Here is a 25256-nt window from a genome sequence, read left to right on the forward strand (position 1 = left end):
GTTGAAAGTGAGAGCTGGAATGAAAAGAAGGGGGGCGGCGATGGTCTCGGCCCACGTTGCGTTACTCTCGTTGGCTTGGTTTAGCGTCGCTTCCGCCGAGACGTTCGAAGCGTTCAGTGAACCGGTGCAAACGATCCGCTTGTCCGCCGCTCATCCCGGTCGCGTTGACCGCGTGATGGTCAAACGCGGCGACCGCGTCGCAGCCGATTCGCTGATCATGCAGCTCGATTCAAACGTGCTGGAGGCCTCGCGAATGATCGCTAAACAGGAGGCCGAAAGCACCACGCAAATTGAATCGCTGGAAATCGAATATGAGATGAAGCAAAATCGCCACGCCCAGGTTGCGGGGCTGCTCGAAAGGGGCGCGGTCAGTCCCGAGGAAGCGAAGCGTGCGGAAGCCGACGCACGAATTGCAAAGCTGGCTCTTGTTGCAGCGATCGAAAAGAAATCACTCGCGCAACTGAAATTGGCCGAGCTTGACGGACGGCTTGAACAACAACGCGTCCGCGGCCAGGTTGCTGGACTCGTCATCGACGTGCTGCGAGAGCCCGGCGAATACGTTTCGACGTCTGACCCGCATGTCGCCACGGTGGTTGTGCTTGCCCAATTGCGTTGCACCTTCTTTGTCCCAACCGAGGTCGCGGACCTGTACGAAGAGGGTGAAACGATCGACATGATGATGGAACAAAACAGCGGTTCCGGTGATCGCCCCGTGCGAGCAAGGGTTGTTTACATCGCGGCGGTGACTCAGGCTGACAGTGGCCGTGTGCGAGTGGACATGATCATCGAAAACTCAGCCCAGCAATTCCGTAGCGGTCTCCGTTGTCGCTTAGAGCCGCAGCGCCGACAGCCACGTTTGCAGTGGTCACAACGGCAGACCTCGGAGAGTTCGCTGTGATGAATCCAACGTCCAACCCGACCACCTTCACCACGGGATCGGCCAACCCCGGGGGAGCGAGGGAAGTTCACGCATCGCATTTGCGCGGCAGCTCGGACGGGATGCTGTTGCAAATGCGATCGCGTTTGGCGCAGGCATCAGGGCAAGTTCAAAATGCGGGCTGGCTAATCGAATTGTTGCAATCGCTTGCCGCTTGCGACCGATTCTCAACAGCCTGTCATGAACTGACTTCGGAACTACAAAGCCACTTAAAGCTTGTTCGCGTTGCGGTCGGTTGGAAAGGAGATGCGAATTGCCAGCACGTTGCTTCGATCTCGGGCGTTGCCAACCAAGACGCCCATTCCGATGACGTACAGCTCGTTCAGGCGTGCTTGGATGAGGCGATCCATCGCGAATCGCTCGGTTGTTGGCCATCCCTGCGGGGACAAACGGGTGACACCGATTCGATGTTGTCGCACAAGCAGATCGCAGGACGCGATCGCGAAGTGGTCTCGGTTTCGTTGACGACCAAGACGGGGAAACGAGTTGGAAGCTTGATGTTGGTCGCCGCACGGGGCCAATTGTCGAGGCAGCCTCAAACCATCGACTTCCTCGCTGCCACCGCCAGCCCGCTGGCGGACGTAATGGCGGCCATCCAACGGGCTGAGGGAACGAGGCTTACCCGAATGGTGCGTTGGTATCGCGGCTGTTCGCTTGCCAAGCGAAGCGTTGCAGCAGCGATCATCGTCGCAGCGATCGCGTCGGCCTGGATTCCGGTGGACTACCGGATCGCATGCCCTGCGGTGATCGAACCGATCGAACGAAGATTTTGTGTCGCTCCGCATGACGGATTGTTGCAGAGCGCGAAGGTGGAACCAGGCGATGTGGTGAGCGTGGGGGAGACGATGGCTTTGATGGACGGCCGAGAGGTTCGATGGGAGTTGGCGGGTTTGGTCGCAGAGCATCGTCGATCTGCCAAGCAGCATGATTCCTATTTGGCATCGCATCAGACCAATGAGACCTTGCAGGCCGAGCTGGAAATGCAACGGTTGCAATCGCAGATCGATTTGTTGAGTTACCGCGAGAGCAACTTGACACTCGCCGCGCCCATCGCTGGCATCGTGTTGGACGGCAACATGGATCGCCGCGATAACTTTCCCGTCAAACAAGGGCAGGTTTTGTACGAGATCGCGCCGCTTGGGCAGCTACGTATTGAATTGAGCGTGCTCGGTGAAGACGTCAGCCATGTTGCCGAAGGGATGCATGTCGAGATCCTGTTCGCGGGTTTTGGCAGGGAAGCCTTCGATGTGACGATCGAGAAGATTCGGCCTCAGAGTGAAGTGCGCGAGGACCAAAACGTGTTCATTGCGGAATGTCTGCTCGCCAATGACGATGGCCGATTGCGGCCCGGTATGAAAGGGCACGCGAAAGTCTACGGGCAACAACACACGCTTGGCTGGATCGTGTTGCACCGCGCCTGGGAACAAGCTTGTATGTGGATGCCTTGGTAGCATTCGTCTCGAACAAGGGGCCAAGCAGTATCGATCAACCCCTTGCCGCTGAAACCCTTCAGAGATTTGATCTGCGATCAGCCAGGAGCCTATCGAATATGAGCGACGAACCGATTGCTGCCGACCCAATCACGGTCGAGGTGATGTCCTTTCGTCCCTGCATTCGAGAGGATTTGCGGGTCACACGGCAAGTCCATTCGGGGCTTCCGAGTTTTGTCATCGAGGATCCCGTGTCGGGACGGTTTTCCCGAGTCGGAAACGTGGAGTATACCTTTCTTTCACAGCTGGATGGGCGCACAACGGTCGCCGAGGCCTTTGCCGTCACCGCGTCCAAGCACGGACTCGATGCTCTCGACGAACAAGACGCCGTCTCGCTGTGTGGTTGGCTGGTGGAATCAGGACTGGCACACACCAACGCATCGAAAACAGGACGCCGCGTTGCGGACGTGGCTCGCAAGCAGCGCGAGCAAGTGATCGTCGGAGCGATGAACCCGATGTTTCAAAAGATACCGCTGTGCAATCCTTCGTTCATGGTGGACCCGATGGTCCGGGTTGCAAAACGCTTGTCGCAACGCTCGATGGTGCGAGTTGTGTTGATGTTCACCGCCGCGTTGGGTTTCGCTGCAACGACGCTGGCGCTGATCGGGAACTGGCATGATCTATGGAACGCATCCCGCAACGTCTTTGCAGATGGCAACTGGATTTGGTTGATTGCGACATGGGTGATCGTCAAAGGCATTCATGAACTCGGCCATGCGACAGCTTGCCGATGGCTGGGCGGGCGAGTGGGCGAGGCGGGTGTGATGTTGGTGCTGTTCATGCCGCTGCCGTATGTGGACGTCAGCAGTTCCTGGGCCTTTCCGAACAAGTGGCATCGGATGCTCGTTGCCGGCGCGGGAATGATGGTCGAAGCGGCAATGGCAAGCATCGCGTTTTGGTTTTGGCTGTGCGTCGAGGATCCGGTTGTGCAAATGCACGCGCGCAATCTGATCGTTGCTGCCACGATCACGACCGTGTTGTTCAACTTGAACCCGCTGATGCGATTCGATGGATACTACCTGCTTTCGGACTATCTTGAACTGCCAAATCTTTCCACCAACGCGACCCGTTGGTTGACTTACCTTCGTCAGAAATATTGGCTTGGTGCATCCGTTACACGCCCGACCTGGCCCGAAGGTCAAGTGCCAATGGTTGCGACCTACGCGGTGGCAGCGTTTGTTTGGCGAATCCTGATTTGTGTCACGCTGGCGATGGCGGCGATGTCATTGTGGAGGGGTGCTGGGATTTTGCTTGCAGCCGTCGCGATCACGTTTTGGATCGGTAAGCCGATCGTGCGTCTGTTCGCCCATTGGAACGATCCGGTGCGAATCAATCGAAGTCGGTTCTTGACCGTGACGGGCGCTATGGTGGTCCTCTGCATCGCTGGATTGATGCTTCCCTATCAACAGCGGGTTTCAGCCCCGATGATCGTCACTCATGACAAACCGGTTGAAGTACGGTCGCGAGCACGAGGTTTCGTTACGGAAATTGCTGTCGAGCCTGGACAGCGAGTTGTTGTCGGTCAGGTGCTGGCCCGATTGACCAATCGGGGACTCGAGATCGATTTGCAGCGTCTGAACGCTGAAATTGCTCAATCCCGACATCGACAACGCGTCTTCCGCCACAATCAGTCCATGGTGGAACTGGAAATCGAGCGTGCCAGTGAGCTTGCGATGATGACGCGACAGCATGATTTGCAGCAGCGGCTTGCCGGACTCCATATTCGCTGTCCCGCCGAGGGGACGGTCCTTCAATCGGACTTAGTCGATCGCCTTGGGACCCTTGTCACGGCAGGCGAAAGGATGTTCGTGGTCGCCGATCCGAAGCAGATGAAACTCGTGGCGATGATCCGACAGGATGACGCGGTCACGCTACGAGATCGCGACCAGTTTACCGCCGACGTTTGGATCGAAGGACAGGGACGGCTGCTCGAGACAATCTGTTTTGATGAGTTGAAACCGCGTGCAACCCATGACCTTTCGCATCCAGCATTTGCCAGTTCGCTGGGAGGATCGCTAGCCGTTTACGCCAATCCTCAGGCCCGAAACGTGAAGGAGCGATGGAAGTTGGTCGAGCCGCGAGTGATCGCCGAAGCTTTTTGGGAGGACCCTCAATCCCAAAATGGAGGTGGGGAGCTGAGAGGCGGACAACGGGGAACCGTGCGATTTGTGCTGGGGCAGCAGACGCTGGGACAGATCCTATTAGACGAACTGATCCAGTGGTATCGGAAATCCGGCGCGAGTGTAGTGATCGCAGCACGTTAGCCCGGTGGTCGGGGTTGCCCGACTGGAGTGATTGCAGTGATGCGGAAATGTTCAGTGCAGCAAAGGATCCCTAAGTCTCGATGCTAGCAAGGACTGTGATGGGGTCGCCCCGTCCTCAACCTCCCCGCTGCCTCCCACCGATGGATTGGTGCCTTGCTCGCTTTACGGCCATACCCTTCGTCGCATGCCAATGACTCAGCTCACGGCTGCACGCCCCCCGAACAACGACAACGACTTTCACGAGGCATCGCCGTCGGCATCGCCCTGCTAATCGCGGCGTTTAGCGGCCCGGCGTCGGCTCAAAATGCAAACGTCTCGGACCTTTCGGCCTTGCAACAAGCCAACACCGAATTGTCCGAGCACGATCGTTGGAACACCAACCATCAATACGATCCCGGTTGGTGGACGCCTTATGTTGGCCAGCCGCTCGGGACGGAACGGCAATCGATGCCGCTGACGCTCGAGGACACTCTGCTCGCAACGCTCGAATACAGCAGCCAAGTGCAAGTTTTTAGCGACTTGCCCCTGATTCGTGAGACTGCCGTGATCGAAGCGGCCGCCACGTTCGATTGGCACCAATACCTCGATACACGTTGGGACGACGTTAGCGAGCCGATCGGCAATGTCTTGACGGCGGGCGCGGGGGTGGACCGATTCAACGACCATAACTTGACCGCGCGCGGTGGATACCGCCGGCGAACTCATACAGGGGGCACCGTCGATGTTTCGCAGCAATTCGGTTTCCAAGACAACAACTCACAATTCTTTGTGCCCGATCCACAAGGCACCGCCCGTTTGGTACTCGGGTTTACTCAGCCGCTGATGCGAGGTCGTGGCCGCCGATATAACGACAGCCTGATCTGCCTGGCAAAGATCGATCAAGAGGTTGCCGCGGATGAGTTTCGACGTCAACTTGAATCGCACCTGTTGGAAGTCGCTCGTTCGTACTGGGCGTTGTACCTTGAACGCGCCGCGCTGTACCAAAAGACCAATTCCTACCTTCGTGGAAAAGCGATCTACGATCGATTGGCCGCCCGTAGCGACTTGGATGCCAACGCATCACAGTTGGTCAGCGCCGAAGCGGCCATTGCGAGTCGTTACAGCGACTTGGTTCGTGCTCGTGCTGCCGTGAAGAATGCTCAATCGCGACTTCGCTCGCTCGTCAACCAGCCCTCGTACGCCAATGTCGAGTTGTTGCCCACCGATGCGCCGTCGTTCACGTCGAGTTCCGCGGATTTGGAAGAAGCGGTCGCAATCGCGGTACAGAACCGACCTGAAGTCATGCAGGCTCTGAAGCAAATCAAGGCCGCCGGCGTTCGCTTGGACATGTCCAAGAACGAATTGATGCCGCTGCTCAACTTGGTCACGCAAACCTACCTTTCTGGCTTGGCTGCTCAGGGTGACGCATTCCAGGCGTTCGAGAGTCAGTTCACCACCGGGGCTCCAAGCTATGGCATTGGATTACAATACGAATTTCCGGTGGGCAACCGCGCCGCGGAAGCGCGGCTACGTCGACGTAAACTCGAACTGCGTCAAATCAGTAACCAGTACTCGACGACACTCGAAACGATACGTCACGAGGTCGCCGTGGGGGTTCGTGAACTGCAAACGTCGATGTCCGAATTGTCCACCAAGCAAACGGCGATGCGAGCACGTTCGGCTCAACTGGATGCCATGACGGCCCGTTGGGAACAACTTCCGGGCGATCAAACCGACAAGACTTTGACGCTTGAGAACCTGCTCATCGCGCAGAGCCAACTTGCGGGTGCCGAATTTGAATACCTGACCGCACAGTTGACGTATAACCTGTCGCTGGTGAATCTAAAACGGGTCACTGGATTGCTGCTACAAAGCGAGCAAGTCGAAATCTCGCGAATCTGCGAGTGTGGACTGCCACGCAACCTCCTCTCCAAACAATCCAGCTACGTGATTGACAACGGGGGGATGCTGGACGGCGGAGTCTTGGATGGTGGATTGTTAGATGGCGGAACCATCATTCCCGTGCAAGAACCGACCCTTGCACCCGAGTATTCCTCGACGCTGGACTTCTAGAGACGTCGATTTTTTCCCTGAACGATTTGGTAGTGGATCTAGTTAAAAATCCTTGACGATAGGGGCTCTAACTGCTTGTTGATTTAACGCTTTCGTGGTTGCTATCTTTAACAGCGATAGCTGCGGCAGCATTTAGCTGCGGACGAAAGTCAGTCGTAGAGGTAAACCGAAGCCCCAGCCGCGAACGCGGCGACAGCGGACAGGCGCACCCTCGATGTTGTCTGTCCGGAATGCGAGGTGTTTTAATGTAGGACAATTGTCTCAATTGTCTTCAGCTGGCTTTGCCAGCGAGGTACGCACCGGACAATTGGGACAATTGTCCTACAAGGAAGTCTTCGTGGAACATCTACGGCGTACGGATGCGTGAACCGTAACGGTAACCCAGGGTGCGCCGCTTCGCGACGACCTCTGGGCTGTGGAATCTAACCGCTTCGCGGTAATGAGCGCAGCGGTCACGTTTCCGTTGCAAGCCGTGGAATCGTCAAGGTGCCCGTAATCTGACAACCCGCTTCGGGAATGCTATCAAATTAGGGCATTCGTGAACGCTTGCCCCCTAGGAAATGCTGATACCTACAGCAAGGTCTCCATTACCGGTGCGCCTTAACTTTTCGCTATTAACGGCCTCCCCTTCCGGTTTTCCCCCACGCGACGCCACCGTAATGAGAAAGAACTTCCACGATTTCGTCCATGCACGCCTATGGCAACATCTCGAGCCACGTGTGCTGTTTGATGCCGCACCGAATGTCGAAGTCAGTGCCGAACAGGGTGACGCGGCGCAAAATTCTGAACCGGAAGTTGCGATCGTCAGCATCCAACAGGAGACGGTCGCCGCTACCAGCGACAAACAAGCCGATGGTGTCAATCGCGAACTTGTCATTGTCGACGCCAGTGTCGAGAACTATCAATTGATGGTCGATGATCTGCTCGCCAGCGAAGATCCGACGCGAGAATTCGAAGTTGTCGTGATCGGCGAGGCGGAGGATGGCATCGCTCGCCTATCCGCGATCCTTGCGACACAATCGGACCTCGACGGATTGCATCTAATCTCGCACGGAGAAGATGGGGCGTTCCGGCTCGGCAACACCTGGGTCAACGGGACGTCACTGCAAGCCAACGCCGGCGCGATATCGGCATGGGGCGATGCCTTGAATGACACAGGCGACATCCTTCTTTACGGCTGCGACGTATCGGCAAGCCAAGCTGGACGCGACCTTGTCGATGGACTCGCTGCTTTGACTCAGCAACAAGTTGCCGCCAGTGAGAACGACACGGGGGCGGCGGCGCATGGCGGTGATTGGACGCTGGAGTATGCCAACGGCAACATCGAGACCGAAATCGCGATGAGCGAAGAAACGCAGGCCGAATACACTTCCGTCCTGGCCGCCGGTCCTGAGGCATCGTTGTCTGCCGATCAAAACGTGATGCTTGGCGAAAACTTCACCTTCAGTGTCACGTTCGACAACACCGGGGCCGACACAGGCTTCGGACCCTACATTGATTTGCTGATGCCTGCATCCGGAGCAGATGGCAGCGACGGGGTTACCCTTACCGGCGCGAGTTACCTTGGCCAGACCCTCAATGTCTACGAACATACCTTCATCGATAGCGGCGATGGAACCGAAACGATTGCTCATCCGTATTTTGTCGATAGCAGCGGCACGCCACTCCAAGTCAAGGGCAACGCCGGTGACATCCTGTATGTTGTCGAGTTGCCCTTTGGCAGCGTGACCCCTGGACAACCTCCGATCTCGGTCGAACTGACCGGCACCGTCAGCAGCGATGCGGATCTGGGCACTCCCTTGATCATCCAAACTCGCAGCGGGTTCCGGTATGGCGAAGACGCACTCGATAACCCCACGACCGATCCATCCATCGTGATCGACAATGCTACCGATTTGACCGAACCGTTTGCGGGTTGGACCGAGACGATGCGCGTCACGCCCACGTTGATGACGCTAAAAAAAGACTACATCGGTCCTGAAAACGAAACCGCGACCGGCCCCAACTACGTTCGTCAGTATCGAATTGGTGTGGATGTTGCGAGCGGACAAGCCATCAGCAACCTCGAGATCATTGACCGTCTGCCCAATAACATTGTGATCACCAGCATCGACAGTGTGACCGTCGGTGGATCGGCTGCGACCTACTCCGACAACCTCGGATCGATCACCCAGCCCGGCAATGCGCAGGACCTGATCATTTCGCTCACCGATCAAGTGGTCGGTACGACGGCTGAGGGCGACGTCATGGTCACCGTTAGCTTCTACGTCCCAGAGTTCGACGCCGATGGCAACCGCATCATTCCGCTCAATGGCGAAGACGATACGGTCAGCAACCCGGATTCTCGTTCGCTGAACAATGCGCGGGCCGTCGGTGACTGGACGCCCACCGACGCTGGTGACGCGTCAGGAACCGGCAATGCTATTGCGGATCCCGACAGTGTCAACCCCGAACATATTCTTGATGACAAGGCGATCGCTCTACAAAAGTCAGTTGCCGTGGTCGGCGGCGGCGACGCGATCCCCGGTGCGATATTGGAGTACACGTTGTCGTTCCAAATCAGTGACTACTACACGTTTGGCGATCTTGTCATCGATGACGTGTTCCAAGATGGTCAGTTGTTTGACTTTGGGTATGGTGCAACTTTCAATATCGGCGACTTCAGCAACAGTGCAAATGGAAGCTTTTCCGTTCGCAGCATCGGCGACGCAGACACGGGTGAGACATTGGTCGTCGATGAAACCAAGATCGACTTGACCGACAACGGATCTGAGAATGTGGCAAGCGACGGATCCACGACGCTGCGTTTCGATATCTCGCAGGCCTTCATCAATCAGTTGACCACCGACGGCGCGTCAAACATCGACGGAATTCTTCAAGGCGGCTTGACCAACGGTGCAACCAATCTCGGTGCCGCAGCGGGAACGATCACGTTTCGAACCGTCATTCAAGAAGACTACGCTGACACGTTCCCATCGGCCGACCGTAGTGTGGACCAAGGAGACGTGATCACCAACGATTCGCTAACCATCACAGGATCCGTACGTCAAAACGTCGAAGACGGAACCATCAACACCGTTTTGCTCCCCGCGGAATCGGATGGCAGTAGCGCCTCGATCCAAATTGCTACCGGCACGCTCAACAAAGAGGTTTACGCGATCAACGGCAACACCTCGCTGCCGATGGGAGACAACGGTTTGCCCGTACTGGTTGCCGGTGACGTTGTCACTTATCGCATCACGTATTCGCTGCCCACAAGTGACTTTGAAGACCTGACGTTATCCGATTTTCTGCCGTTGCCGATCTTTGAAGTTGGCGACCACAATGCCGATGGGGTCGGTGGCGATGTGTGGACGATCGATTTTTCCAATCAAACATTGGAAGCCGTCTCGGGGACGATCGAACTCGGTGCTAACGATGACTTCTTTGCCGAATCCAATATCACGCCGACGATCAATCTTGGTGTGGACGATAACCGCTTGACGCTCGAATTCGGCGACTATGATGACATCAACACCTCTCCCAATACGATCGAGCTCTACCTCAGCGTCACCGCTCAGGATGCTCCTACCGCCGATGGACTATTCTTGACCAACGTTGTGCAAGGATCCGAAGGTACGACGCAGTTGGAATCAACTTCAATTGACGACATTGTGCAAATTGAAGTCACGCAGCCGGTGCTCGAGATCAGCAAAGGCATCATCGCAGTCAACAACTCCAACGCGTCGCTGACGGGATCACAGGGACCATCGGGAATCAGCTTCGCGGCGGTCGGATCCACCGGGGTGCCGTTTAGCGGGGGGGCGATCACGAGTGACGGATTGGCCAGCGGTGCGATCGATGCGAACGCCAGCGGATTGGATGCGGGTGACCGAATTCGCTATGCCATCGTGATAGAAAACACGGGTAACAGCTCGCGTGGTGCTTACGACGTGACGATCGCCGATTCGCTACCCAGCGGCTTGTCGCTGGTGGCCGGCAGTCTGCAAGTCGTCAATGGCACGGGAGCCACCGTTGCCTTCACAGGAACCGAAGCCGACCTATTCACGACCGGTATCACGCTCGACGACCCCAGTGCGACGCAAGGCGCGATCGAACAGTACAACTCCACCAGTGGCGACAACATCATCGTTCTGTTTTACGAAGCCGAAGTGTCATCGACGATTCCGGCGGCCAGTACGAAAACCAACACGGCCGCGGTCACCCATTTTGCCGGTCGCGAGGGTGGTGAAGATCACACACCGACAGATTTGACCGAGACGGCAACGGTCTCGGTCGACAGACCCACGATCTCCAAGACGCTCAGCGGTACGGAGATCGACAGTAGCAATAACGGTGCAAACCAAGTCGTCATCGGCGAGTACGTGGATTACCAAATCGTTGTGAGCGTTCCCGAAGGCACCATGGGCAACTTCCGAGTGGCCGACGTGCTCGATCCGGGCCTCGTCTACGTCAACGGCAGTGCCACGATCACACCTTCGATCGGATTGGCCACTTCCGAACCTTCCTTTGCATCGATCGCGTCGGGCGCAACCGTCAATGCCGCAGGTACCAGTGTCACTTTCGACTTTGGCACGATCACCAATAGCAACACCGACAATGCAACCAGCGAACAGATTACGATCACCTTGCGAGCGATCGTCAGCAATGTCGCTTCCAACGACACCACCACCAACGATTTGAACAACCGGGCGACGTTGTCTTATGACAGTGGCCCCAACCTCAGCAACACTTCGGCCAATGTGACGGTGCTTGAACCCGCGATGAGCGTCGACGTTACCAGCAACGTCTCGACTGCGGACGTGGGCAACGTGATCGAGTACACGATCACGGTGACCAATCACGCTCTTTCCACGGGATCCGATGCCTACGACGTCAACTTGGAAGACATCGTCCCGGCCGGTTTGACCTATGTGACCAGCTCGCTAACGCACGACTCGGGCATCATCCCCACGGCGTTTGGCGAATCGGGTGGCACGATCTCGGCGAATTGGTCCTCCTTCGCCGAAGGAGGCTCGAGCACGTTCACGTTCCAGGCGACCGGAAACGCTTCGATGACCACCGCGGGTGTGAGCAATGCGGCTGACATCTCTTGGACAAGTTTGCCGGGTGACCAAACGGCCCCCCGCAGCACCCACAGCACGGTGTCGACCGAGCGAACGGGTGACACGGCCAATCCAGGCACGAGCGAAAACGATTATGTGGACAGCGACAGCGCATTTATCGCCTTCCCCATCACGCCCAGCAAAGTGATCCTTTCGACCAGCGAATCCCACACCGGGGATGCATCGTCGGATACGGCGGCAGATCCACGCGAACTTGCGATCGGTGAAATCGTCATGTTCGAACTGCGAACCGTGATCGGTGAAGGCACTCTGAACAACGTTGTGTTCCGGGATCTGATGACCGAGGGGCTAACGCTGCTGCCAGCAACGGTGACTTTCGAGATCATCGCGGATAGCAATATGACCGTCGACGCGGGATTGTCGGGTGCAAACTCAGGAAGCATCACGTTGCCAGCAGGTCGAATCACCACCACCGGCACATCGACCCAGCAAATTGATTTCGACTTGGGCAACATCGTGAACAACGACAACGATGCGGGTGCGGAAGAGCTCGTGATCACGTTTCAGGCACTCGTGACCAACGATTCGGCCAATCACGACGGCGACGCAAAGACCAATCGCTTCGAGTTCATCGAAGGTGGATCGACGCGAGCAACGTCGGGCACCGTCAACGCCGAAATCGTCGAGCCCGAGATCACGAACGTCAACAAACGCGTGCGATCGACCAACGCTACCGGTACCGAGGTGACTTATCAGATCACGTTTGCGAACACCGGCAACAGTTCCGCGTTTGACGTCAGCGTGCGGGATTCGATGGCCGCCGAGTTGACGCTTCAAATGGGAACAATCTCCGTTACCCATACGGGCGCAGTTTCCGCCGTCAACACGACCAACAGCAACGCGACCGAATTGGACATTCGCATCGGCGAGATGCAAGCAGGTTCGACAATCACAGTCGAGTACGCCGTTACGGTAGCTTACGCTTCGTCGGCGATTCAAAACGATGCCGATGTGACATACACCAGTCTGCCCGGCGACCAAGGTACTGCCAACGCAACGCCAGGATCCAGTGGGGCAGCAGACGGCGAACGCAATGGATCGGAGATTGGCGTGAATGACTACGCCGACAGCGAGAGTGCTTTCCTCGGCAGCATCAGCGATCATGTGTACTACGATATCAATGGCGACGGCAGCGATAATGGCAGCGACGTAGGGATCCCCGGCGTAACCGTGAATCTGATTTGGTTCGGTGTTGATGGCATTGAAGGCAACAGCGACGATGTGACGCGCACGACAACGACCAACGCCAGTGGCGATTATCTCTTCACAACGCTACCGGCGGGAAGTTTCCGCGTCAGCGTGGATTCAAGCTCACTTCCCAATGGCATCAATGAGGAAACCTTTGACCTCGATGGTACGGGCACGGCGAACACATCCGTCATGACCCTGACCGACTCGCTTGCGGGAATCATTCGCGACGATGCTGACTTCGGCTATACCGGATCGGCGCAACTCGGCGACCTTGTCTACTTGGACCTCAACGGCGATGGTGACCAAGATGCGGGCGAAATGGGGCTGGCCAATGTCGATATTTTATTGACGTGGCACGGATTCGACGGAGCGCTCGGCGGTGGTGACGATATCACCTACACGCAAACCACCAATAACGACGGTGAATACAACTTCACGCGGCTTCCCGCGGGTACGTTCACCGTGGACTTGGTCAACTCGACGGCGCCTGCGGGGACGGTCGTCACAACGAGCAATGATACTCACAACGTCACATTGACCGAAGGCCAAGACAACGACGACAGCGATTTCGGTCTGCGTGGTCCTGGGAATGTCGGCGACTTCGTCTTCTTCGACAGCAACAACAATGGTGTCTACGACGTCAGCGTTGACAGTGCGTATCCGGGGGTCACCGTCACGTGGACGGCGGATATCGACGGCGATAGCGTTGACGAATCGTTCTCGACGACGACCGACAACAGTGGTGCCTACCACTTTGAAGGCCTCCCTTTGGATACGTTCACGATCGCGGTAACGCCACCCGTCGGCACCACGCCAACCTTCGATGCCACGGGAATTGCAAACAACCTGTCCACCGCCACTTTGACTCTGGGAACGCCCACCGACAACGATCAGGACTTCGGTCTGACCGGTACCGGTCGTGTCGGCGACATCGTCTTCTGGGATTACGACGCAAATGGCGCGCAGAACGGCAGCGAAGTCGGGTTGGCGGGGATCCAAGTTCAATTGGAAATTGACTTGAACCAAGACGGCAGCAACGAAATCACGCTCACGCAGACCACCGCTTCGGACGGTAGTTACCTTTTCGACAAGCTACCACCGGGGGCCTACACCGTGGTCGTCGCGCAGCCGACCGGATCGGTTCAAACTGCCGATGCGGATGGACTCGCCAGCGGCAATGAATCATCGCTCGTGCTGAATGCCGGCCAAGTTCGCGACGATCAAGACTTCGGCTACAACGGGACCGGAAGCATCGGCGACTTGGTCTTTTTCGACTATCGAGGCGATGGCGGTGTTTTCAACGCTGGCGAAGGCGATCGAGGCATGGGCGGAGTGGATGTCACGCTTGAAGTCGATGTGAATGGCGATTCCGTCACCGACTTTACGCTGAATACCACAACGGCGGGTGATGGTTCCTATCGGTTCGACCATTTGGTCGCAGGTGACTACACGATCACGGTCGATTCCGCTGACTTGCCAGACCAAATGGGTGCCAATCCGACCTACGATGCAAACGGATCAGGGACTGCGGATGTTAGCGAAATAGCGTTGGCAGGTGGGGCGACCAACAACGATCAAGACTTCGGCTACCACGCCGTTCCCAATTACAACATCGTCATCGACGACGGACAAACAAGCGTCGACACCGGCCAGACGTTGAACTACACCGTTACCGTCCGCAACGACGGGACGCTACGAGGCAACAACGCCGTCGTGACGGTTGCATTCCCAAACGATCTGCTCGAAAGTGTGGCCGCATCGACTGGTGGAATCGTCGATGACGTCGCGGGCACCGTGACCTGGAATTCAACCACGACGCCTGAGTTGGCGGTGATGAACGTCGGCGAACAAGTCGTCTTCACGATTACCGCCGATGTCGTGGAAATTCTGGATGGCTCGCACTCGCCGATCACGTTAACGGCCGATGTCACCGATGATCTTGTCAACGGTATTGACCCGGACTTGGCTGATAACACCAACAACGACGTGGATCAAATTGCAAATATCCAAACTCTCAAAAACGTCACGGGTGTGAGTGCCAACGGCGACAACTGGGACGTGACATTCGTGATCACCGTGGAAAACACCGGCTCGGTGCGATTGGATCAGCTTTCCCTTGTGGACGACATTGCCTCACAGTTCGGAGCCGCGCTGGTTTCCGTGACGGCACCGATTCTCGACGGGACGGGGATTACCGCTGGCACAACACCGACAACCAATCCGAACTGGGCCACCGATCCTTCACTGGACATACTCGACCCCGCAAACGCCAGTGAGTATTTCTTGCCCGGTGAGTCGTACACCATCAGCTACACCGTAACCCTGGACCCTGATTTCTCAGGCACGTCCTTCGAGATCGACAACTCCGCAATTGCCGGCGGCGTCGACATCACAACCGATGTTGGGAACCCGTTTTCGGTCATCGATCTCAGCGACTCCGGTGTGGACGTGACGACGACGAATCCAGGTGGACCCGGCGATCAGGGCAGCGAGGATGACCCCACGCCGATCTACATTCCCGACGTCTCCATCGCCAAAATTCAAACCGGCGCGTTGCAAGATGCTGTCACGCGGAACTACACGGTTGGCTTCACGCTTTTCGTCGAGAACATCGGTACCGTGACACTCGATCAGCTTAGCCTGTTGGACGACGTGGCCGCTCAGTTCGGAAATGCTTTCGTGAGCATCGAAGCAAGTTCGTTGGTGATGAGTCATCCCACGGGTACCGGTGTCTTCCCCGTCGTGAACACGGCTTGGGAGACCGACACCACCGCACAGATGATTGACGCCACGGGTGCAAGTCTTGATGCTGGGGCATCGTTCGAGATCTCATTCAACGTGATCGTTGATCCTGATGGTATCGACGGGCTGTCACAAGAACTCACCAACCAAGCCACGGCGGCTGGACGAGGACTTGATGAAAGCGGCGCCCCCCTACTTGATGGCGGCATCCCGATCATTACCACGGATCTTTCCGATAGTGGTGCCAACGCCAACACCAACAACCTGAATGAACCAGGCGACAGCACTGGCAATGACGATCCCACGCCAGTCGTACTCCCTGAAATCGGTGTTGCCAAGCGATTGGTTTCGTCTGTGGCGTCGGTAACCAACGGCAACCGCGATTTGACGTATGAGCTTGTTGTCCGCAACCTCGGCACTGTTGACCTCGTCGATCTGAGTTTGTTAGAAGACCTCGACGCTCAATTCGGCAGCGCTTTCGTAGGCGTCGTCTCTGCACCGGTGCTGTTCGATTCGACCGCTCTCGTTGATCCAAACCTGGCGGCCTGGGACGGGGAAGCAACCACCGACATGTTCGACGGAACAAGCGGGGTGCTACGACCAGGCGAAGAGTTCAAAATTCGCTTCACCATCGAAGCCAACATTGACTCTCTGGACGCAACCTCCAACAACCAAGTCGTCGTATTGGGTGACTGGGATGTGCAACCCGGTGTGCCAGGAATCAACGGGACGGTCAGCGATTTGTCCGATACCGGAACCGATCCAACCGGAAACAATCCTGGTAACCCAGGCGACAGTGGCGGCTTCGATGACCCCACGCTCGTACCGGCGATTGGCATTGCCAAGGACCACGGAAACTACGTTGAACTGCTTGACGTTGACGGCTTCCCGACTGGCCATTTCGTGTTTCCAACGAGCTTGGTGATTGAAAACCTTGGGGCGACAGAGTTGACCCATTTGAATCTTCGTGACGACATCGCGGGGATCTACGGTGATGCGTTTGTGGCGGTGGACAACTTGGCGATCGTAACGACGGGGGTTACCGGAACGGCGCCAACTTTGAATTTGGATTGGCTTGACGATACGACGCAAAACCTGCTGGCGTCGGGGTTACTCAATCCAGGTGACACCTTCACCGTGATGTTCGACGTGACGCTCGATCCCGACGCAAACGGCGGTTCGGGCTACTTCGACAACCAAGCCACCATCGTAGGCAGCGATCCATTGAATGCACTGGCGATGGTGCAGGACTTTAGTGATAGTGGGCTCGATCCAGCCAGCAACAACCTCGGTGAGCCTGGTGACACGGCGACTGCCGACGATCCGACGCCCGTCGCGATTCCCGATCTTGGATTGGCCAAACAAGTCATCGACGCAAAACAAAAGGGTTTGTCATTCGAATTGACGATTGAATTGGTACTGCAAAACACTGGCACCGTCGATCTGAACCAAATCGAATTACGAGACGATATCGCGGACCAATATGGTTCAAACTTTGGACGAATCCTGGGTGCTCCTGTCATCATCGCTTCCACCGCGACCTCGACCCCGACACTCAACGCCGGTTACGCGACCGACACGACGCAGGCGATTTTCGACGGCACCGATGGATTCATGAAACCTGGCGAATCTGTGACGATTCGGCTGGTTGTTGAAGTGATCTCCGAAGCGGGGCAAACGGAGGTTGTCGTCGTGAACCAAGCGACCACGTCAGCCGATCCATTGGACGAGAACGGCAACCCTCTGGAAGATAACTCGGGCACGCCGATCGGTCGAATCAGTGATTTATCCGACAGCGGTGCTGATGCGACCGGCCATAACCCGGGTGCTCCGGGAAACACCGGTCACTCCGACGACCCCACGCCACAACCGCTGACGTTCTTTACCTTCGACGCCTATAACGATTTCAGCCAGGGCAAGAAGGGCCTTGAGCAAAGCACGAAACGCGACGCATCCGATCCGTTCGACGATGGGCTTTCTGTGAATCCCGATCAGTACGGCAGTCGCGGTATGCTCACGCAGCAGATCACGAGGCTGGCACCCGAACCCATTTTCAGTGGTTCCGCTCGACCCGGCACGCAGGTCATTGGCCGCGTATTTGACTCGGCCGGACGATTGGTTGGCGAAGAGCTATCGTTGGCGGACGTCGGTGGAAACTGGATGATGCAGTTTCACCAGCTCAGCAGCCAAGATCATGCTCGTATCGAGTTCGTCGAATTGCCAGGAACCTCGGATGCGTTCAGCACGCGAGGTGACATCTACGGCTACCTCGGCATGGACAGCCTGAACAATGACTACGCGTCGTTGGAGCCTTGGACGTTCTATGATCAATCCCACGAGTTCACCGCGATCTACCGCCCAACCGTGCAGCAGTCGCTGCTCGGGGAACACCAAAGATCGACGCGACCTCTAGGGTTAGGGCGTTAGCCCGTTCCTAACGAGCGCGACCAGCGCCTGATGCAATTCTGGGCTGGGAAGTGTGCCAAGCGACTGAAAAGCACTCACTCTCATTTGTGGCCCAAACCAGAACACTCGTAATCCATGATAAGGATTACATCGGATTGCCTTCCGATTCATGGGAAGCAATGACTTGGGGTCGGCTGGTCGTATCACAGGTTCACTCTTGACGCTTCGCTTTGGTTGCTTGCCGTGATGCTTTTTTTGCATTCGTCTTATTTTTTGCATTGGGCAGCTCCGGGGTGTTGACCGATGGGAAGTGGCGAGCAAATTCAGCTTTGATCCCGCTATGTCGCGGGTCAGCGGCAACGTTGGTCCATTCATAGGGATCCGTAGAGTGGTCGTACAGTTCCTCGGAGCCGTCGGCATAGCGGATGTACCGCCACTGTTCGCTGCGGAAGCTATGGTTGTCTTTGTGGAACGTGGTCAATGCAGGGACGTCCCACGTGGCGTTGGGATCCTTCAGAAGCGACGAGATGTCAAGCCCCTCGACGTGGTCCGGTTTCTTGATTCCCGTGAGCGCACAGAGCGTGGGATAGATACTCATGAAATCCACGGGCCGAGGCGACTGAACACCGGCGGGCGTCAGGCCTGGCACTTTCCAGATGAACACGGCGCGGGTCGGTTCTTCCCAGAGTGCGAATTTCCGCCAGTGCTCCTTCTCGCCCAAGCTCCAGCCGTGATCGCTCCACAGGCAGATGATGGTGTTGTCACGGTAGGCCGACTGCTCGAATGCGTCCAACAGCCGCCCCACTTGAGCATCGCAGAACGCAATCGTTGCGAGATACGCTTGCACCGCTTCCTTCCACCGTCCGGATCGGAGCATCGCGGCGTGGTCGCCCTCGGGCTTGGCCATCCGCACGCCCGCCGCGGGAACATCACTCAGATCACCGTCGCGGTGCGTAGGCAATTGGATCGTTTCGAGAGGGAATTGGTCGAACCATTTCTTCGGCACACTGAAAGGCATGTGCGGCTTGACCAGCCCGACAGCCAGAAAAAACGGTTTGTCGTGCTTGCGGTTCAATACCTCGATGCCGTAGCTGACGGCGTCGTAGTCCGGCATATCGTTGTCACGATTCGCCAGTGGGCAGAACTTGATCCCACCAACGCCATCATTGGGGGCTGACGGATGACGCGTCATGCTACCGCTGCTGGTCTTGTGGAATTCCGTCCATTTGTCGGTGTTGCCGTAAGAGCCGTGATAGATCTTGCCGGTGCCAAAGCTGTTGTAACCGGCGTCGAGAAAAGTCTTGTTGAGCACCGTTTCCTCACTAACGGTGGGTCGCCAGTCCTGTGAATTATCGTAGCAACCGGTCGTACTTGGGCGCATTCCAGACATCAGTGCGATGCGTGACGGATTGCACGCCGGAGCGGCACAATACGCTTTGTTGAACGACACGCCCATCGCGGCAAGCCGGTCGATGTGCGGCGTTCGCGCCTGCGGATGCCGCCCCAAATGGCCGACCCAGTGATTGAGGTCGTCAATCGGGATGAACAGAACATTGCTTCTTTGTGTCTGCGCGATCGCAGGACCGCACGGCGGCAATGCCAACAGACCGAGACTGATCAGTAATAGCAGTATGCTTTTCATCGACGGATTCCTTACAGTAGTGGCATGGCTCTTTCGAGTCGGGACATCGTTCACTTCATCTTGCCGTCAAGCTTGTGAGGTCATGGTTTTCCTTGACGCGCGGCCGTTGCGTTCGCTGCGAACCCACCTGCAATACTCCTTGTCCAATGCGGCTGACAGCGAATTTGACGCCATTCTAATCGTATCCGAATCCCAAGTGGGAACCGCTCACCAATCGCGCCGATGTGTGCAGCTGGCCGTGAACTCCAGCGCATTCTCATCAGCAAAGCGCGTAGCATAGGATTGACGCCTATACAGGGATTCAGCACGGATTGTTCTCCAGGGACTCCGATGCTCTCGCGACGGATTCGGCAACCGCCGAGTCGCAGCCGCTTGCCCCACCCGTCACGGAGCAAAACGTGCGGGGGACATGGACCGGGCTTTGGGCAGTGCTGATCAAAGAACTGGTCCATATCCGTCGCCAGCCGACCACGCTTTTTTTCATGCTGGTGATACCAGCGATGCAAACCATCATTTTTGGATATGCGATCGAAACCCAAATTGAGAACATTCCGACGGTCATCTTCAATATGGATGGCCGACAAATCTCGCGCGAGTTAACCGCAGCGTTTGAAAACACGCGTCGCTTTCGGATCGATGGGTATGTCTGGGACGAAGAATCCTTTCAACGAGCGTTGTCATCGGGAAGAGCGAAGGTTGGTATTCGGATTCCACCGAACTATGTCGATCAGTTGCTACGACGTGAACAAGCCCGATTGCAGGTTCTGATCGATGGAAGCGATTCTCAAGTCGCGACGACGGCCCAAAGCACCGCACAGCTCCTCGGCATGAATTTGTCGATTCAGTTAGCCACGGCCAAAGGAGATGCAATGCAATTGGCTCCGGCTCGAGACGCATCGGGAAACGGGACCCTGCCGATCCTTCCCCCCAACCGCGTGAACACCCTGCTCGCGAAATGGCCCCCCAAGAAGAGGAAGACTAATGGACAAGGGGGAGCGTTAACGTCTTCTCGTTTGCGGACAACTCGACGAGGATCGGCTTGTCACCAATCGTCACCCGATAGGTACCGAAATAGGCAGGCACGACACATCGGCTGTTGGTGTCGGCTTTGCCTTGCCAATCGGTCCACCATTTTCGGTAAACCAAATCGCGGTACGCTTCGGCCGCCGGTGTTGGTGTCCAATCTTTCTTGTACAACGCCGATTGCGGAATCCAGCAGGCACCTTCCCAGAACCCCCACATCAGGATGCCTTCGACGGCCGGGTGCGCAAAGCAGATCCGATAGTACTCAACCAATTGGTCGGCCTTCTGCTGCTCCTGCTCGGGTGTGAGTTGGACCTTGCGGTCGCCGTAGTATTTCCAGCGCTGGCCCGGCATGTTGAATTCGGTGATGCGGATCGGTAGCTCGAACCGGGCCAGCCGGTCCAACGCGTTTTTTAACGCCTGAGGATCAAACCGATCGCTATGCAAATGGCCCTGAACCCCGATCCCATCGATCTTGACGCCATCCCGTAGCAGCGTCTCGATATGCTCAACGAAGTCGTCGAGTCGATTGCCGGTCAAAATGTCATAATCGTTGAGGTAGAGCACCGCATCAGGATCCTCTTGCTTAACCCAATCGGCCATTTGTCGAGTGATCTCGGCGCCGAGTCGGTCGGCGTAGTAGTTGCCGTGGATCATCTCGTTGTTCAGGTCGTATTCCGCGAATCGTCCGCGGTAGCGGCGTGCGATGGTAAGCCCTCGTTTTTTCAGTGTGTTGTGCAATTGTTCGTCGTTCAGTTCCTTGATCCAGTTCTGGACCCGATTCGGTATGCCCCAGTAGAGATTGTGTCCTCGGAGTGGTAGGTTGTGTTGGTCGGTCCAGCGGAGCATGTTGTCAACCGTCGCGTAGTCGACTTGATCAGGTCGACGTTCCATGGAGTGCCATTTGAGGGCATTTTCTGTGACGGCCGCGTTGAAGTTTTCAAGAAAAACCTGCCGATACTTCTCGTCGGATGCTTCCGGTTCTCGGTCGCCGAATGCGCCGCTGCTGAGCGCGGCGCCGAACCAGAATTCGTGACGGAGCTGCTCGACATGAACCGGTGTCCCGGCTGGCGCATTGATGTGGATCGATCCCATTCGGTGTTGCGCGATTGAGTTGTCCGTTTCATCAGCCAGCGTGGTGATGCAGCAGCCTAGAGTGATCACGAGGACGCTCAGGGGCTTCACCACAAATCGGAGCATGCAAGAGGATTGCATCGGAGTAGGTCCTGTTAGGTTGCGGGGTGAGGCAGGGCCAGTTCCACCGAAGGGTTCGGTGGAACATCGGTCATATTGATGGGAAGGAGGGGCAGGCAAAAAATGCAGGGACTGCAAAATCATTTGTGACTCAAGTGGCTTAATTTCAGAGGAAACTCCTTCACGACTTTTCCGCTGATGTCAACGCACTTGAACGTCATCACAGGATCGTCCAGCCGTAGGTCAAAGCTCAGCTGTCCCCAAAAGTTGCCTTCGTTGTAGGACCATACTGCATTGGGGAACGTCTCATGGGTGTGCTCGTTGGTCACCTTCGCCGAAACAAACTCATAGAGCGGATAACCACGCGGACGATCGATCTTCCAGATATCCGAGCGATGGCGATCTCCCGAGATGAGTATCACGCCGTCGATCTTCTTCTCGTTGATCCAATCGAAAATCTCATCGCGCTCGCCACGCGCCCAAGGGCCGGCCCAAGAATCTTTGCCCCCCTTGTCCGCGCCGTCGGACCACATGGTTCCCGAGGCAATGACCTTGAATTTGCCTTTGGCTGCTGCGAGTTCCTCGAACAGCCATTTCTTCTGGTCCGGGCCGAGCATGGTTTGATCTTCTTTCTCACGATAAAAGCGGCCATCGGTCATCAAGAAATCGACGTCCCCGAGCGAGAACGAATGCCAAGTGCCTGGCACTGAAGCGCCGCCGCCATAGTGGGGATTGTTCCAGTTTTGCCGGAACACCGTCCAGTTGGGTATTTTCCAGGGCGCTTCCAACCCTGCCCCGCCCGCGGAATCGTTCATCGCCATGTCATGATCATCCCAGACGGCATACATCCCGACGCTGCTGATCAAATCGCGGTATGCCGGGCTGAGGCAGCGGCGGTAGTAGAACAAGCGTTGAGCACCACGCCGGTTGACGACGTCGATGTAAACGTTATCGCCCAGCCCCAGGTAGGCCAGCGGACGCGTCTTGGACATGTTCCGCCAAGCGTACTCGTGCGCAGGAACATAGCGAGAGCCTGAGCCGAACGTCACGTGGAACTCGACGGGTTGACCTTTTTCCGGTGCAGTTCGAAACCGGAACGTGTCTCGCCGGATCGGTTTCCCATCAACTTGGACCACATACGCGTAGTCCGTAAACGGCTTCAAACCGGCGACCGTCATGACTGCCGTGAAATCGTCTGCGGGTGCCGTCGTGACCCGCTCCGATGCCTGCTCGCCGACAAGAATTTGAACCGATGCCTGCCCCGCCGTACGTACCCAGAACTTCGCGGAAGTCGGCTGCACATCCCCCAACATCGGGCCGCTAAAAAGTTTCAGGTCGTGCCGCTGAACCAAATCCACAAAAGCCGGTTCTGTCAACAGATCCGCCATTGCTCCCTCTGCTCCAAATCTGCCCGTTTGACCCTGGGCATCGGTGCCATACAAGGCGTTGATCAGATACGGGTCAAGGTCCTTCATGATGGCAGACTGCTCGCCTTCGGTGAGCGGCTCTTTCGCCAACGCGGTCACGGTTGCGGCAAGGGTCAGGGCGAGGACAACAACGGGGAAGATAGGTTTCGGCATCGATTTCACTCGGCTGAGAGTCATTGGATGAATCGACCCAGTATATCAGCTATCGCCTTTCGATTCGCGTTCCAAACAGCTCGGAATTCTTCCAGCGACGTTCCGTGAAAGGGCCCGGCCTACGATGGCAAAACGACTTCACCCGGACAGCAGGCGGCGGCAGAGATCGTTCGCCCGGAGGTTAGAGGGTCACCCTGCGTCCCACTTGATCGGTTTCGCGAGATAGGCGATAGTTGGAAAGTGGACAGCTGGGTCGATTGTGAATTCTCATCAAGACACGACGCATTACCTCACGGACGGGCCCATCGGTGGTAAAGGGAACAATTTTTTATGTGGGAACCGAATCGGAAGTACGGCATCATGCGCAGCCGTTGATGCAACGGGTTCCGATCCGAATTGCTGAGCCAGAAGTGGTGATCCGCGAGGCTCAGGCTGGTGACTTGGCCCTCTTTTTTTCAGAGCACTTTGAAAGGTTCCGCGGTGCGATCCGTCGTCTACAACATCGAAACATTGCCACGCTCTACGTGATTGACGGAATCTTGGAATGGCGAAATGCTTGGGAGAACCGTGAGCAGGAGCCGGCTTGTCCTTGGACCATGCGGCCTGTGCTTTGTCACAAGGTTGCATGCATCGGGTCCTCGCAAGCGAGAACGCTGTGTGATTGGGGGAACTCTCACAAAGTGGAAGTCGTTGGTGTTCCCCGCTTGGATGAGCTTCGAAAACAAGAAAACTCGGTTGAACGATCGGACGATCCGTTTCGCATTCTCATCATGACAGCCAAATGGCCTGGATATACCGATGCGCAGAGACAGCAGATCAGGCAATCGCTTCTCGACTTGAAAGCGTGGTCACAAAAACAAGCCAAGCTAGGCAACCGACCGATTCAGTTGATTTGGCGTTTGACCGCTGGGTTGGATCGTATCATTGGCGTTGAGAATGAACTTCGCAATACGACGGGCGACGACGTCGCCGAGGCGCTGCGACGAGCGGATGCGACCATTACGACGCCATCCACGGCACAGCTTGAATCCATGCTGATGGGTAAGCCTACCGCGATCCTCGATTATACCAATAGCCCGGTGTACGTTGATTCCGCCTGGCGAATCACGTCGAAAGTTCAGCTCGATAGCACGATCCAACAATTGTGCGATCCACCTGCTGAGCGGATGCACTTTCAGCGGTGTCTGTTGCACGATGCCTTGCAATTGGAAGTCAATGCAACGGACCGGATGATCACGCTATTGGAGAAGATGAGCGAAGAATCCCACAAGCGAGCTCGGCAACCGCAACCACTTCCGTTTCCAAGCGGGTTGTTGCCTGCGTTACGGAATCAACCGCAACGGCTGTGCACCCAAACAGCCTTTCCTCAAAGTGATGCCTTTCGCCTCAATGATCCCACCATGGTGCAGGTTGAATTGGCGGATGCGCAACGCCAGGTCAAGCAGTTGCACGCTAAGATCGACCAACTCAACACCGAACTCGGCCAGGCACACGAAATCTTTGAAACGATTCACAAGCACCCGATAGCGGGACCGGTCGTTCGTGCTCGTGAGAAGTTTCTTCAATGGGTTGCAAGATTGAAAGCAAACAAAGCGGATCCAACTTAGAA

Annotated in this window: 9 protein-coding genes and 1 pseudogene; 7 read left to right on the forward strand and 3 right to left on the reverse strand. The window is 56.5% G+C overall.

Features of this window, described 5'->3' with window-relative positions:
* Nucleotides 1-19: 19 nt before the first annotated feature.
* The 5 genes from Poly41_RS27625 (at nucleotide 20) to Poly41_RS27645 (ending at nucleotide 18229) form a co-directional block, all read left to right on the forward strand.
* Nucleotides 20-898 (forward strand): efflux RND transporter periplasmic adaptor subunit, encoded by an 879-nt coding sequence (locus Poly41_RS27625; RefSeq protein ID WP_197231699.1) that lies wholly within the window; start codon nucleotides 20-22, stop codon nucleotides 896-898.
* Nucleotides 898-2388 (forward strand): efflux RND transporter periplasmic adaptor subunit, encoded by a 1491-nt coding sequence (locus Poly41_RS27630; RefSeq protein WP_146530611.1) that lies wholly within the window; start codon nucleotides 898-900, stop codon nucleotides 2386-2388. Before Poly41_RS27625 ends, Poly41_RS27630 begins: the two co-directional genes overlap by 1 nt.
* A gap of 98 nt (nucleotides 2389-2486) precedes the next feature.
* Nucleotides 2487-4691 (forward strand): efflux RND transporter periplasmic adaptor subunit, encoded by a 2205-nt coding sequence (locus Poly41_RS27635; protein WP_146530612.1) that lies wholly within the window; start codon nucleotides 2487-2489, stop codon nucleotides 4689-4691.
* A gap of 153 nt (nucleotides 4692-4844) precedes the next feature.
* Nucleotides 4845-6743, forward strand: a complete 1899-nt coding sequence (locus tag Poly41_RS27640; RefSeq protein WP_146530613.1) for a TolC family protein — start codon at nucleotides 4845-4847, stop codon at nucleotides 6741-6743.
* A gap of 659 nt (nucleotides 6744-7402) precedes the next feature.
* Nucleotides 7403-18229 carry an SdrD B-like domain-containing protein gene (locus Poly41_RS27645; protein WP_197231700.1) on the forward strand — a complete coding sequence of 3609 codons (10827 nt, stop codon included), beginning with the start codon at nucleotides 7403-7405 and terminating at the stop codon, nucleotides 18227-18229.
* A 190-nt stretch (nucleotides 18230-18419) separates the two neighbouring features.
* Here Poly41_RS27645 and Poly41_RS27650 read toward each other — a convergent pair whose 3' ends face one another.
* Nucleotides 18420-19850, reverse strand: a complete 1431-nt coding sequence (locus Poly41_RS27650) for a sulfatase (protein WP_146530615.1) — start codon at nucleotides 19848-19850, stop codon at nucleotides 18420-18422.
* A 482-nt stretch (nucleotides 19851-20332) separates the two neighbouring features.
* On the opposite strand from Poly41_RS27650, the pseudogene Poly41_RS35150 reads away from it, so the two are divergent.
* Nucleotides 20333-20683 (forward strand): annotated as a pseudogene (locus Poly41_RS35150) (ABC transporter permease); the annotation flags it as partial.
* Nucleotides 20684-20828: 145 nt separating this feature from the next.
* Here Poly41_RS35150 and Poly41_RS27660 read toward each other — a convergent pair.
* Both Poly41_RS27660 and Poly41_RS27665 read right to left on the reverse strand, forming a co-directional pair.
* Nucleotides 20829-22088, reverse strand: a complete 1260-nt coding sequence (locus tag Poly41_RS27660; RefSeq protein WP_197231701.1) for an endo-1,4-beta-xylanase — start codon at nucleotides 22086-22088, stop codon at nucleotides 20829-20831.
* Nucleotides 22089-22207: 119 nt separating this feature from the next.
* Nucleotides 22208-23647, reverse strand: coding sequence for an alkaline phosphatase D family protein (locus tag Poly41_RS27665; protein WP_231615992.1), 1440 nt, complete (start codon nucleotides 23645-23647; stop codon nucleotides 22208-22210).
* A gap of 332 nt (nucleotides 23648-23979) precedes the next feature.
* Here Poly41_RS27665 and Poly41_RS27670 point away from each other — a divergent pair, with 332 nt between their 5' ends.
* A complete protein-coding gene (locus Poly41_RS27670) occupies nucleotides 23980-25254 on the forward strand; it encodes a hypothetical protein (RefSeq protein WP_146530617.1) in 1275 nt (424 codons plus the stop codon).
* Nucleotides 25255-25256 lie beyond the last annotated feature (2 nt).

This window comes from Novipirellula artificiosorum (assembly GCF_007860135.1).
GTDB lineage: Bacteria > Planctomycetota > Planctomycetia > Pirellulales > Pirellulaceae > Novipirellula_A > Novipirellula_A artificiosorum.